Source organism: Epibacterium sp. ABZ3_068 (assembly GCF_056159265.1).
In genome coordinates this window covers 489873-503524 of sequence record NZ_JBSWUV010000001.1, presented here as the reverse complement: position 1 = coordinate 503524, position 13652 = coordinate 489873, and the positions used below count along the sequence as shown (strand labels likewise).

At 59.0% G+C, this 13652-nt stretch carries 13 protein-coding genes; 10 read left to right on the top strand and 3 right to left on the bottom strand.

Annotation, left to right across the window (positions count from 1 at the left end; translation table 11 throughout):
- Positions 1–4: 4 nt before the first annotated feature.
- A complete protein-coding gene (locus ACXAEW_RS02370; protein ID WP_474939786.1) occupies positions 5–1006 on the bottom strand; it encodes a DUF6976 family protein in 1002 nt (333 codons plus the stop codon).
- A gap of 11 nt (positions 1007–1017) precedes the next feature.
- Entirely contained in the window at positions 1018–1221 is a 204-nt protein-coding gene (locus ACXAEW_RS02365; RefSeq protein ID WP_474939785.1) for a hypothetical protein, read from the bottom strand.
- A gap of 354 nt (positions 1222–1575) precedes the next feature.
- On the opposite strand from ACXAEW_RS02365, the gene ACXAEW_RS02360 reads away from it, so the two are divergent.
- From ACXAEW_RS02360 to ACXAEW_RS02315, 10 genes are all read left to right on the top strand, one after another.
- Positions 1576–2169, top strand: coding sequence for a DUF6134 family protein (locus ACXAEW_RS02360; protein ID WP_474939784.1), 594 nt, complete (start codon positions 1576–1578; stop codon positions 2167–2169).
- Between the two features lie 14 nt (positions 2170–2183).
- Positions 2184–2861 (top strand): response regulator transcription factor, encoded by a 678-nt coding sequence (locus tag ACXAEW_RS02355; RefSeq protein WP_474939783.1) that lies wholly within the window; start codon positions 2184–2186, stop codon positions 2859–2861.
- A complete protein-coding gene (locus ACXAEW_RS02350; RefSeq protein ID WP_474939782.1) occupies positions 2858–4222 on the top strand; it encodes a sensor histidine kinase in 1365 nt (454 codons plus the stop codon). The genes ACXAEW_RS02355 and ACXAEW_RS02350 overlap by 4 nt, the downstream gene beginning before the upstream one ends.
- 95 nt (positions 4223–4317) lie before the next feature.
- Complete coding sequence (locus ACXAEW_RS02345) at positions 4318–4917, top strand: thermostable hemolysin (protein WP_474939781.1); 600 nt, start codon at positions 4318–4320, stop codon at positions 4915–4917.
- Entirely contained in the window at positions 4917–6389 is a 1473-nt protein-coding gene (locus ACXAEW_RS02340; protein WP_474939780.1) for an AMP-binding protein, read from the top strand. The genes ACXAEW_RS02345 and ACXAEW_RS02340 overlap by 1 nt, the downstream gene beginning before the upstream one ends.
- On the top strand, positions 6386–7177 hold the full coding sequence (locus ACXAEW_RS02335) for an SDR family NAD(P)-dependent oxidoreductase (RefSeq protein ID WP_474939779.1): 792 nt from the start codon (positions 6386–6388) through the stop codon (positions 7175–7177). The genes ACXAEW_RS02340 and ACXAEW_RS02335 overlap by 4 nt, the downstream gene beginning before the upstream one ends.
- A 26-nt stretch (positions 7178–7203) precedes the next feature.
- A complete protein-coding gene (locus tag ACXAEW_RS02330; RefSeq protein ID WP_474939778.1) occupies positions 7204–8064 on the top strand; it encodes a TauD/TfdA family dioxygenase in 861 nt (286 codons plus the stop codon).
- Positions 8065–8198: 134 nt separating this feature from the next.
- On the top strand, positions 8199–9983 hold the full coding sequence (gene ggt / locus ACXAEW_RS02325; protein WP_474939777.1) for a gamma-glutamyltransferase: 1785 nt from the start codon (positions 8199–8201) through the stop codon (positions 9981–9983).
- A 109-nt stretch (positions 9984–10092) separates the two neighbouring features.
- Complete coding sequence (locus ACXAEW_RS02320) at positions 10093–11496, top strand: FAD-binding oxidoreductase (protein ID WP_474939776.1); 1404 nt, start codon at positions 10093–10095, stop codon at positions 11494–11496.
- 201 nt (positions 11497–11697) lie between these two features.
- Positions 11698–12285, top strand: coding sequence for a hypothetical protein (locus ACXAEW_RS02315; protein ID WP_474939775.1), 588 nt, complete (start codon positions 11698–11700; stop codon positions 12283–12285).
- Positions 12286–12478: 193 nt separating this feature from the next.
- Here the strand turns inward: ACXAEW_RS02315 and ACXAEW_RS02310 are convergent, their stop codons facing one another.
- On the bottom strand, positions 12479–13522 hold the full coding sequence (locus ACXAEW_RS02310) for a cytochrome-c peroxidase (RefSeq protein ID WP_474939774.1): 1044 nt from the start codon (positions 13520–13522) through the stop codon (positions 12479–12481).
- Positions 13523–13652: the final 130 nt, after the last annotated feature.

The window sequence follows — 13652 nt, the reverse complement described above, 5'->3', positions numbered from 1 at the left end:
TTGATCACGCGGCGTTTTGGGCCGCGATATCCTTGACGCTCATGCGCACCATCGTTTGGTTGAGCAGCACATAAGCGATTTCGCCAAAGGTCGCAGGACCGGTGAAGCCGCCTGTTTTCTTTCCTTCCAGCTCGCCGTACAGGTAGTTGAGAATACAATTGCAGCTGAATTCATCCGCACCGCCTTCGCCGACAAGGCCGGAGAATTCGGACGCATAATCACCCGGCGTTTTCGCAATACGATACTCTGCGCCTTCAATGACGGGTGCGTAAAAGTCCACCTTGTTCTGGTCTGCGTCAACAGCCTGGAACGAAACATTGATCATTGCGCCCGCATAATTCGCCACCAGCGGCATGCGGGTATCGACGCCTTTGTCGGTGAGATAGGCAGCAAAATCCACCTCTTCGCCGTTCACAAGCGCTTTGGTTGTGGAGAAACCGGTGGTCTTGAAGGTGATCAGATCGCCTGCGTCATCTTGTTTGAACAGGTTGATGATGTCGATGTCTGCCGCCTTATCGACGCCGACATCCAGGTGCATCAAAACCACACCATCCTCGTAGGACTGCCCAGATGCTCCGTCAAAAACCTTGGGGCTTTGTGTGCCAAGATTATCAAGGTGGACGCCGGTCACCCAGCCCATAAGCGGCTGATCAAAAAGCCCGTTGTAGCCAGCTCCGTCGATTGCAAAGGCCTGATGCGCTGCAGACATGGCGGGGATCAGAATAATGGATGCACCATTGTCTTGATACCCTTCCGCCAGGTGAGGCAAATCCTCGACAGAGAGATAGCGCGTATTGGCGCCTGCCATTGCTTCAAATTCCGTTACAAAAAGATTGTCCTGGTCAACCTTTCCGCCTGTTTCGGACAAAAAGTAAACGCTGGTGCCGCCGATCCAGTTTCCTTTGGGCAGTTTGCCCAATGCGCTTTCGTCCCCTGCGATTACATAAAATCCGCCATTCTCAATTGCAGCCGAAGTCTCGGACACCGTCATCATTTTGTTTTTCATGGTTTGATCTCCTAGATGCTTTTGAGGTCGTTTACAGCGAATGTGTTTTTCGCAAAAAAGGCTTGCAGCTCTGATACTGCCTTTGACAACGTCCCGGGATCACTCGCAAATTCCCGTCGAAGGCGAGAAACCAGGATCTTCGTGGCAAGACCCGCGCCGGACAGATCGCTTGATGATTTAACCACCCGTTCTAAGTCCGAAAGAGAAAGGCTCATAACTCGTAACTCCGCTTACACAACTGACTGTTCTTTAGATGTCAAACCTTAAGGCTCAGTGAAGATTGGCCCTTAATGGGCGATTAACGGGCATCTTGAGATACTCTGATCAAGATCCCCACCCAATTCTCGTGACAATTCTCTGCAAACGCGTGCGCATGTCGCGGATTGCCCGACAGAGGAAATGTCCCATGCGCTGTCTGCCCTTGGGCCGGTTGCGCTGTTGTTCGCCGTTTGAACCGTCCCTTTTGACCCTGCGAAGGTTAAGTTACGCCGGAAAAATCTCCACCTGTAAGTGTCCTGTAAGTGTCGCGCTCCAAAAAGGCCCGGATCGCAACTGGAATGGAGTTCATTATGCGTCTCTTTGGTTTGGCTGTCGGGTTTGTCGTCGCGTGCGCGGCCCCTGTCAGCGCCCTCTCGATCCCGTCCTCGGGCAGCCTGAGCTTTGATGTCATCCGCAAAGGGAAGGATATCGGCGATCACACCTATCGGTTTTCCGGCGAGGCGGGCTCTTTCACCGTTAAGGTCGCAACCGATATCGCCGTAAAGGTGCCGTTGATCCGCACCACAGCCTACAGCTTCAAACACGCAAGTGAAGAGCAGTGGAAAGGCGGAAACTTGCAGGAGATCAGCTCGAACACCAATGATGACGGGGAGCCGCATCAGCTGAAATCTGCGGGCAAAGGGACCTTGCCAGCCAGCCTTTGGAACGATGACATCGTGCGCAGTGGCAAGTTGATGAACACCATCGACGGCACAATTATGAATGTGCGGGTGGCGGATCTGGGCACTGAAACTGTGTCAACCAAACGCGGTTCCGTTGCGGCGCATCACTATCGGATCTCCGGTGATCTGGCCCGTGATCTTTGGTATGACGTTGATGGCAATCTTGCGCAGGTCGCCTTCAAGGCCGATGATGGGTCAACCGTCATGTACATTCGGAAATAGGACGTTTCGGCCAGATGCGGCTTTTATATATTGAAGACAACGAGAAGCTGGCGCTCAACACGAGCGCCAGTTTGCGTGATGCGGGGTTTGTGGTGGACGTGGTTCATACAGCCGGCGATGCGTTGCATGCGGCCAGAAGTTTTGACTATGACACGGTTATCCTTGACCTTGGCCTGCCGGACGGTGATGGGCTGGAATTGCTGCCCAGGATCAAGCAGATCAACAGCCAGACCCCGGTGATCATCTGCACGGCCCGCGATGCGCTGGAGGACCGGATCAAAGGTCTGAACACCGGCTCCGATGACTATCTTGTCAAACCCTTTGCGGTGTCGGAACTCGTCGCGCGGACCCATGCCGTGCTGCGCCGTCCGGGTGGGGCGCTTGGGATGACGCTGTCGCTGGGCAATGTGACCTTCGAGACGGCAGACCGCTCTGTTGCGATTGATGGGGTCGCCAACAGTTTTTCCAAACGTGAGCTTGCCTTGCTGGAGCTTTTCCTGCGCCGTTCAGACCGGGTTGTCACAAAGGACGCCATCGAAAACGCGCTGTATGGTTTTGATGATCCGGCAACCCCCAATGCCATCGAGGTGCTGACCCACCGGGTGCGCAAGAAACTGGCCGAAAAAGGCGCCTCTATCGAAATCCACAATCTGCGCGGCATCGGCTATATACTCAAGGAATGTGCGTCTTGAGGTTTTGGACCTTCCTGTTTGGTGCCAAACGCTCCCTGAAACGGGGGCTGCTGCTGAATATCATTACGGCGCTGATCCTGTGTATGGTGGCCGGTGGCGTGGTGTTGATCCGCGAGTTCAAAGAGCATCTCTCAGAAAATCTGGAAGAGGCGATGGTCGACGAGGCCCGGGAGGTCCTCGGACAGATCGACCCCACTCTGTCCGGGTTTGGCCTGGATCGGGAGGCGCTGCGTTTCAAGGGGGCAGAGGGCAACTTCCGCTATACCGTTTTTACCGCGGACGGCCGCCCTGTGGCGGGCGGCGAAACATCGGACCCTATCTGGCAGCAGCTTGCCCAGATGGAGCTTGGCACGCCCAGCCCCATCGCGTTGCCGGGGGATCGGATCGGCCTTGGTCTGCGGGCAATCATCATGGATCAGGACATCTATGTGCTGGTGTCGACGTTCCCAAAGTGGAGCAATGAGACGCAGTTTTCCAAACTTCTGCACGAAATCGAAGAAGAGATCTGGTGGGGCTTCCTTGGGGTTGTGATGGTTCTGGGCGCGGCCCTGTTTGCGACCCGCCGTTCGCTGGCTCCCCTGCGCGCCCTGTCCGAGCAGGCCCGCTCAATCGGTCCCCTTGCCGCAGGTCGCAGACTGGAAGCCGCCACCGTGCCAACCGAGTTTCTACCCTTGATCCAGGACGTCAACCAGGCCTTTGACCGTCTGGAACGTGGCTATCAGGCGCAGCGGGATTTTTCCTCTAATGTGGCCCATGAAATTCGCACGCCAATTGCGGTTTTGAAGTCCAGCATTGAACGGATTGATAATCCGGATCTGAAACACACATTGTCGCAAGACGCGGATCAGCTGGACCGGATATTCAGCCAGCTGATTGATCTTGCGCGCTCCGAGGCCGCGCCGATGACGGTTTTTGAGCCCGTGGATTTATACGCATTGGCCGCCGAAACCGCAGCCACATATGCCTGTGGCGCGGTGCGCCGTGGTCGCAGCCTTTCTGTCACCGGGGCAAAACACGCCCGGTTGAACGGCAACGCCGACCTTTTGAATATCGCGCTCAGCAATCTGATCCGCAATGCGCTTCACTACACTGCCGAACACAGCGAGGTGGAGATCGAGGTCCTGTCCGATCCCGTCGGCTGGCGGGTCCTTGATCGGGGACCGGGGGTGGCCGACAGTCTGAAACCGGCCCTGTTTGAACGCTTCAACCGAGGCAGCCAGGCCCATACAGGCGGCTCTGGTTCGGGGATTGGGCTGGCCATCGTGAAATCTGTTGCTGAATGCCACAATGCCTCGGTGCTGATCGAGGATCGCGCCGGCGGTGGCAGCGTATTTTCTTTCATTGCCAACAAGGTATCTTAAAACTCAGGTGATGTTTTCTGACTCTGTAAGTCTGTTGTAAGCCAGACCCGCGATGACACCTCAACACGTCAAACCATGGCAAGTTGAGGTCGAGTATGAAAATCGAATTTTTAAGCGGCACATGCGCCGGGCGCACCGGGGCGCAAACTCATATACAAAGTGTGTATTGGAACACCTACCGCGCCAGGATCACCGAATTTGCCCCGCTCCTGGTGGTTGCACGGCGACTTGACGGCGAAATCCTCTGTGCTGCGGGTATTCGCACTGCGCGTGACGGCTTTTTCTCGGACGCCTATCTGAACTCGGATTTTTCAACGGCCTTGCAACAGCGCGCCAATCTGGAGGTGCCCGCAGATCAGATCATGGAGGTTGTCTCTCTGGCCTCCAGGACACCGTTTCCGGTTCTGCCCATGCTTGATCGGATGATCGAATGGGGGCGGGCAAATGGCATGACCTGCGGTGTGTTTACCGCGACCAAGCCACTGCGCCAATTGCTGCGCCGCACCGGGCTTGCCTATACAGAACTGGCTCCCGCACAGGCTGCTGCACTGGCGTCCAGCGTGGCACCCCCCCAAGATTGGGGCAGTTATTACACGACCGACCCACGGGTCTGCGCCTTTAGCGAAGTCGGGGCGCAGCCTGCCAGATTGTCTCCGCGCGGACGTGGTGCGGAAATCGCAACGGTGGCCTCGTGATGAAACAGGTGTTTGATGCGCTGCGCCACCACGCCACCACGCGCCCCGATGATATCGCCTTTGAAGACGATGCGGGTCATATCAGCTGGCAGGACCTCGCCTCCCGTGTTGAACGTCTCGCCCGTGATCTGGATGAGGTGACCGGCACAGTTGCAATCGGTCTTGCGGGTGGCATTGACTACGTTGTGGCGGATCTGGCGCTGACACTCTGTGCCAAACGACAGGTTCCCCTGCCGTTCTTCTTTAGCTCGGCCCAGAATGCCCATGTTCTGATGGACGCCCAGGTGGCTGGCGTTGTGACAGACAATGCCGCACTCTTTGCGGATCTGCCTCACCTGCGGCTGGTGGATGTCGCAGAGACGCCGCCAAATCCTCTTGCCTTGCGCCCTTATGGTGGCGGGGCTGAGCGGGTCATCTACACCTCGGGGTCTTCCGGCACCCCAAAAGGGGTTGTTCTCGGGGACCGCCAGCTGAGCGCATCTGTTGCCGCGCTGAGCCGGGTTGTCAGCGCAGACGCGACGGACACACATCTGTCGATCTTACCACTCGCCCAATTGCTGGAACAGATCTGCGGTATTTTCCTGCCCATTGTGGCCGGAGCCAAAACCGTGTTCCGGTTCGACGCGACCAAGGCGATCTTTGGCGCACCAATCACGCCCTTGGTTGCAGCCTTTGAGGTGGTTCGCCCCACAACCAGCCTTTTGGCGCCTGCAGTTATGGGTCGTTGGGTGGAGGCGTTGGGCGCGCGGGCGGCCCCCGACAGCCTGCGTTTTGTCGCGGTTGGCGGGGCCTCCAGCGCGCCGGCCCTGATCCACAGAGCCATTGCCGCAGGCATCCCGGTATACGAAGGCTACGGGCTGTCCGAATGCTGCGCAGTTGTGGCGATGAACCGGCCCGGCGACAATTATCCCGGAACGGTGGGGGCGGTGCTTGACGGGTTGAAGGTCACTCTGGACGGTGGCGAAATTGTCGTTTCCGGCCCCACGGTTATGTGCGGCTATCTGAACGGCGCTGCGGCACCGGATGTCTGGCGAACCGGGGATATCGGGCATTTTGACAAGGGTCGGCTGGTTATCGATGGGCGCAAGGATGCGCTTCTGGTGACCGGTGCGGGGCGCAATATCTCACCCGAGTGGGTGGAGCAGCGCGTCAACGCCGACCCGCGTATCCTCTGCTCTGGCCTTGGATTGCGGGCGCAGGACGGTGCGCTGGTCTTGGTCGTGGTGGCGGCTGCCCCGATCGAATTGGCGGCCATTGAACACCACCTCGCGGATCTTCCGCCCTATGCCTACCCGAATGCCGTGATCCTCACCGATCCGTCGGAACCTGGACTGCTGTTTCCGGCCGGAACGCCCAACCGGGCCGTTGTCGCCCAGATTATCAATTCCCGTCCGGCCGTTACGCTGACCGCCCCGGCAGGATGGCCCGCGGAAAAGCCCCCAGAAAATCCCGCAGAAAGGATCTTGTCATGACAGATTCAAAAACCGTCCTGATTACCGGCGCCGGCAGCGGCATTGGCCGCGCGCTGGCAATCGAGGCCGCCTCCTTCGGGGCAAGCATGCTCCTTGCAGGCCGCACAGAGGCCACGCTGGAACAGACCAAATCGGCCTGCACCGGGACCGACGTGCGCTGTGTCGTGGCGGATGTGACCACATCCGAAGGTCGCGCTGCAATTGCAAAGACCGTTGGTGAGAGGCTGGACATTCTGATCAACAATGCAGGCGTGCTCAGTGTGGGACACATCGGCGATATGTCGGACGCGGAGCTTGAACGGATGACAACCACCAATCTGGTCGCACCCATGGCCCTTACCCGCGACCTGTTGCCCGCCTTGCGGCACGCAAAGGGGCGCATCGTCAATGTCGGCTCGGTCTTTGGGGATATCGCATACCCGTTCTTTGCCGGATATTCTGCCACAAAATTCGGCCTGCGCGGCTTCTCTGATGCGCTGCGTCGCGAATTGTCAGGCACAGGCGTCGGCGTCACATATGTTGCCCCGCGCGCCACACGGACCGCAGCCGAAAGCGCCTTTGGCACTTTGGTGGAGCCGATGCAGATGACACTGGACACCGCCGATGCGGTGGCCGCCCAGGCCTGGGATGCCATCCTCAAAGGCAAACGCGAGAGTTTCCCCAAAGGGGCCGAGCGGTTCTTTGTCAAAGTGCAGCGCCTGTTCCCATCGCTTGTTGACCGATCCGTCGGCGCACAGGCCCGCGATCCCAAAACACTGGCGGCGCTCAAACCGTCGACCTCCTCATAACGCCCCAAAATCACAGGACATCTCTTATGAGCTATAATGTTATCCGCGCCGCCGAGGCGGGCACAGCCTCCGTTACCCCGGCTATTCTGGACCAGGTCAAACAGCACCTTGCCAGTGATGGCTGGACACTTCTGCGCGGTTTCCAGATGGATATGCCCGCCTTCAGCGCCATCACCTCGCAGCTGTGCAAGACAATCACCTTTGATCCGGCCCGGCAGAATACCGACAAGACCACCCAAAAGGTCGACGCCGGTCTGGGGCCGATCGGATTGCATATTGAAAACGGCAACACACCCGTCTGCCCTGATATCGTGGCCTTTTACAGCACCAAAGCCGCCTTTGAGGGCTCACAAACCACGATCTGCGATGGTCGCCGCGTGTTTGAGGCCTTTTCTGATGCGCAGCAGCAACGCTGGTCACAACGGATGACCGTCACCCGCACACTCCCCGAGATCCTGTGGAAGCGCTACCTTGCAAACGAGCACCCGGCCATCAGTGAACCCGAAGAGGTCACGCATGACCATATCCTGCAATTCAAAGCCTCTGTCCCGGATCAGGAATTCACGCTGAATGAGGACGGGTCGCTGGAATACCGCATCAAAGTCTCACCTGTGCGCGGCTCTTCCCTGTCCGGTGGGCGCGCTTTTGCAAATGCGATCCTGGGGCCGTCGCATAATTATGAACCGCCGGTCTACACTCTGGATGACGGCAGCACTGTGTCCCCGGCTGAGGTCGAAGAGCTGCGCCACATCGCCGAGACATGCACGGTTGAGATCAACTGGCAGGATGGGGATGTCGCCGTCATAGACAACACCCGCGTAATGCACGGTCGCCGCGCCATCAAGGATCAGGACCGCCAGTTGTTTATCGGCATGGGGCGGCTTTGACGGGCATGTCCCAATCGCGCAAGGCGGGTCCGTCACCTCGTCCGGCTGTTTCCTGACAACCGGACCAAATCCCGCGTGACAATTCCCGTTTTCCGCGCTCTTCTGTGTGGACCACCCCAAAGAGGAGATTTTCCATGCGCCGTCTATCCATCAGCGCTTTTGCCTGCCTGCTGGCGGCTCCCGTCCTTGCGCAACAGGCAGCCGATGCGGTTGCGCCTGAGGCGGCAACGGACGGGAGCTTTGCCCATGCCTCTCCCGCCGTCCAAGCAGCCCTGGCGGCCAAACATGCAGGCGAAAACGTCACGGCTGAAAACTGGATGATCGCCGCCGCCAACCCGCTGGCGGTGGAGGCCGGGGCAGAGGTTCTGCGGGCGGGCGGCACGGCAGCGGATGCGATGGTGGCGGTGCAGACCGTTCTGGGGCTGGTTGAACCACAATCCTCGGGCCTGGGCGGCGGGGCGTTTCTGGTCTGGTATGATGCGGCCACCGGGGCGCTCACCACATTGGATGCGCGCGAAACAGCGCCTTTGGCCGCCACCCCGCGCCTGTTTCAGGATGAGGCGGGCGAGCCGTTGAAATTCTTTGATGCCGTTGTTGGGGGGCTTTCGGTTGGCACACCCGGCACGCCTGCGCTGTTGCAGGAAGCACACCGCCGTTGGGGGCGCGCCAATTGGCCGTCGTTGTTTGACGCCGCAACCGAACTGGCCAGCGACGGGTTCACCGTTTCCCCCCGTCTGGCGCAGCTGGTGGCCAAAGATGCGGACCGTCTGGCGCGCTTTCCCGCAACCGGGGATTACTTCCTGCCCGGTGGCGTCCCGATCGCCGCTGGCGCCACCCTGAAAAACCCCGATTACGCCGCCACGCTGCAGATGCTGGCCAGTGGCGGGGCGGATGCGTTCTATACCGGCCCCCTCGCAGCGCAAATCGTTGAAACCGTGACCAACGCCCCCGGTAACCCCGGTGTGCTGTCAGCCACAGATCTTGCGATCTACGCGGTCAAAGAACGCGCACCCGTTTGCGCCACCTACCGCGCTTTTGAGGTCTGCGGCATGGGTCCGCCGTCGTCGGGCGCGCTGACCGTGGGGCAGATCCTCGGCATGCTTGGCCAATATGATCTCGCGGAACTTGGGGCTGAAAACCCCGAAAGCTGGCGGCTGATCGGTGACGCCTCGCGTTTGGCCTTTGCCGACCGGGGGCGTTATATGGCCGACAGTGATTTTGTGCCTATGCCGACAGAGGGGCTGGTCGACCCCGCCTACCTGGCAGATCGCGCCAAACTGCTGGCAGGTGACGACGCGCTGCCCGAGGTTGCGCCGGGCCAACCGACATTCGACCATGCGCTTCTGTGGGCGGATGATGACGCAATCGAGTTCCCCTCGACCTCTCATATCTCCATTGTTGATGCCTATGGTAACGCCCTGTCGATGACCACAACCATTGAAAACGCCTTTGGCGCGCGCCTGATGGTGGGGGGCTTTCTGCTGAACAATGAGCTGACGGATTTCTCCTTCCGCAGTCACCGCGACGGTGTGGCGATTGCCAACCGGCTGGAACCCGGCAAACGGCCGCGTTCGTCGATGGCGCCGACCATTGTGATGCAGGACGGCAAACCTGCGCTGGTCATCGGCTCTCCGGGGGGCAGCCGCATCATCGGCTATGTGGCAAAATCCATCATTGCCTGGGCCGATTGGGACATGCCCCTGCAACAGGCGCTGTCCCTGCCGCATCTGGTGAACCGCTTTGGCACCTATGACGTGGAAGAGGGCACCGCAGCCACCGCGCTGGTCCCGGCCTTGGAAGCGCAGGGGTTTGAAGTCAGCGCCCGCAGCCTGAACTCGGGTCTGCACGCGATTGAGGTGGGGCAGACGCTCAAAGGGGCCGCCGATCCCCGCCGCGAGGGCATCGCGCTGGGGGAATAGCCCACAGAGGAGCCGAGGGGGAAATAGAACCTGACCCGCGCGCCTCCTATTGACACCGATGCTTAACATGCGATCTTTCCCGGACGTTCCAGACCCGGGGGAGATCCACATGGCCGACATCACCACATTACCGCGCAACGAGGTGGGCATTGCAGCGGTCATCTCTGCCCTGGCGGACCTGTTCCAGGATCGCCTGCAAACCGGCCAGTCCATTCGCGAACAGCATGGCCATACCACCACATGGCTGGAAAACCAGATCCCCGATGCCGTGGTCTTTGCCCGCAGCACCGAAGAGGTTTCAGCGGTTGTCAAACTCTGCGCCCAGCACAAGGTGCCGGTGATCCCCTTTGGCACCGGTTCCTCGCTCGAGGGGCATCTGAACGCACCCGCCGGCGGTATTTCTGTGGACCTAAGCCAGATGGATCAGATCAAGGCGGTTCATGCCGAAGACCTTGATGTGGTGGTCCAACCCGGCGTCACCCGCGAACAGCTGAACACCCACCTGCGCGATCAGGGGCTGTTCTTCCCCATTGATCCCGGTGCCAACGCGTCTTTGGGCGGCATGGCCGCCACGCGGGCCTCGGGCACCAATGCGGTGCGCTATGGCACGATGAAGGACAATATCCTCAGCCTGGAAGCCGTGATGGCCGATGGTACGATTATCCGGACAGGCGGGCGGGCCAAGAAATCATCGGCCGGCTACGACATGGCGCGGCTTCTGATCGGATCCGAGGGGACGTTGGGCATTATCACCGAGCTGACCCTGCGCTTACAGGGCATCCCCGAGGCAATCGGATCCGCGCGCTGTTCCTTCCCCACGGTTGAAGCTGCGTGTCAGGCGGTGATGATGACCATCCAATACGGTATCCCCGTCGCCCGGATCGAGCTGTTGGACACGCTGAGCGTTCGTGCCGTCAATTCCTATTCCAAACTGGACCTCCCCGAAACGCCGCTGTTGCTTCTGGAATTCCACGGCTCTGATGCAGGCGTGGCGGAGCAGGCCGACATGTTCGGCTCCATCGCCGAAGAATTCGGAGGCTGCGATTTTACCGCCACCTCTACGGCCGAAGAGCGCAGCAAACTCTGGCAGGCGCGCCATGATGCCTATTGGGCCAGCCATTCCCTGCGGCCGGGCTGTCAGGGCCTGTCCACAGATGTCTGCGTGCCCATCTCACGTCTGGCGGAATGTGTGGGTCTTGCCCGTGCCAAAGCAGAAGAGCTGAACCTTCTTGCGCCCATGGTTGGCCATGTGGGGGATGGTAACTTCCATGCGCTGTTGTTGCTGGAACCGGGCAACCGGGAAGAACAGGCGCGGGCGGATTCGTTCCTCAGCTGGCTTGCGGACACCGCAATTGCCATGGAAGGCACATGTACCGGTGAACATGGGGTCGGGCAGGGCAAACGCGCCTATGTCCAGCGCGAGTTGGGCGAAACCACACGTTTCATGGCAGCCCTGAAGGGCGCGTTGGACCCGGATAACATCATGAATCCGGGTAAGATAATTCCCGACTGATTTTGTTTTCGTGAATATATCGTCAAATTTCAGGAGGGGAAAACTTAATAATTTGACCGTATTATGCGCAAAGCATTGCGATATTTACTTATTTCATAGGCATCCTGAGGTTGTGTTTTGATGTAGCTTAACCTTCGCCCAACCTTTTTGAGGAAGGCTGGCGTGGCAAGATCAGCAACAGCCATCAATGACGAGTGTGACATGAAATTTTCCTCCTTCGCCTCCGCGGCAGCGATCGCCATTGCCGCGACCGCCTTTGCCGGCGCGGTACAAGCCAATGAATACGCCCCAGCAATGGAGCAGTTTCTGCAGTCTCAAATTCGCAATTGGGCACAGTCCGATGTGCTGGTTGCTGCCATTAACGCCCAGAATGCCACAACCAGCTCCTATGATCAGGCAATGATCGACCAGCTTGATACGCAATGGCGCGCTGAGGTTGGCATGAGCGACACGCCAACAATCACCCCGGTTCTGACCAACGATGCAGCAGGTTTCCTGCGTGAACAGGTTAATGCTGCAGCCGGCGTCATCACCGAAGTTTTCATCATGGATTCCCACGGTCTGAACGTGGCAGCCTCTGCCACCACATCGGATTACTGGCAGGGCGACGAAGCAAAATTTTCACAGACCTATGGCGTCGGCGCGGATGCCTATCACCTGGGTGATATTGAGCTTGATGAAAGCTCCGGCCACTACCAGGGGCAGATCTCTTTGACGATCACTGATCCAGCCACAGGTCAGTCCATCGGAGCCATGACCGTTGGCGTCAATGCTGAAGCCCTGATGTAAAACGTTTTCCATATCCCTCGGGCGGCGTTCGTATGTATTGTGTTTGCGTGTCCCCTCCGATCTTCCCTTTCAGGCGGAGGGTTGGCCCACGAAAGTGACCTTCCAAAGGAACGTCGTCCCACTTGGGGCACCCGCAGCAGCGGATGCCCCTTTTTCCTGTTGCCAGACTATTCACGGCCTATTCACGGCCTATTCACTGCCCGGCGAAATGATTGTCCGGACGCGGAGTCGCCCGGGTTTCAGCCGGCAAGATCGGATATGTCACCTCTGGCAGTTCACCGGTCAACGCGCCAAGGAAGGCCACCAGCTGATCCGCCGTCTCATCCGAGATTTCCTCGCCCAGTTGCGATTCCGCCATGATCTGCACGGCCACCTTCAGATCCCAGACCTTGCCGGAATGGAAATAGGGGGCCGTCAGCGCGATATTGCGCAAGGGGGCCGCGCGGAACACATATTCATCATCCACGGTCTGGGTCACAGCAAAACGGCCCTTGTCCCCGACCGGCAGAACCTCAGCCCCGGGTTTTTCAATCAGACCAAAGGGGTAATAGCCGTGGCCGCCAACATTGACGCCGGAATGGCAGGTGGAACATCCAAGCTCCATAAACTGTTCCAGCCCCGCCAGTTCCTGGGCATTCAGCGCATCGTCATCCCCGTTGAGCCAGGCATCAAAGGGGGCCGGTGTGATCAGCGTCGCCTCAAAAGCCTCAATTGCTTTGGCGAAATTGTCAAAGCTTACAGGCTCCGCCTCGCCCTCAAACGCCTCTTGGAACCAGCTTACATATTGCGGCATCGAATTCAGCGTTTTCAGCACATTCTCTGGTGTATTGGCCATCTCAACCCCTGCCTGCACCGGACCTTTGGCCTGTTCCGCCAGATCTGCAGCCCGCCCGTCCCAGAATTGCGCCTCGTTAAAGACCGAGTTCAGCGCAGTGGGCGCATTGCGCGGCCCATGCTGCCAGCCATGCCCAATTGAGGTTTCCAGATTATCGTCCCCGCCGGTGGCCAGATTGTGGCAGGAGTTGCAGGAAAACACACCTGAAGCTGACATGCGCGGGTCAAAGAACAGCGCCTTGCCCAGGGCGATCTTGGCCGGGGTAATCGGGTTTTCCTTCACCGCCGGAACGGTGGAGGGCAGGGCGCGGAACGTGTCCAACGCGTCTTCGCGCAGGTCAGCCCATGCGCTGCCCGCGCTTAGGGCCAGTACCGCGCAGGCCCATGTCAAATGCTGTGCCATATCAAATCTCTCCTAAGTGGCGCGCGCCTCTGCCCCCGCGCTACCAAGGTGGCAACACCTCTCCTTTGACTTAGATCAATTCTAAACTGGCGCTGAATGCCTGTCGTGAGACTTGACGTAAGTACATGAA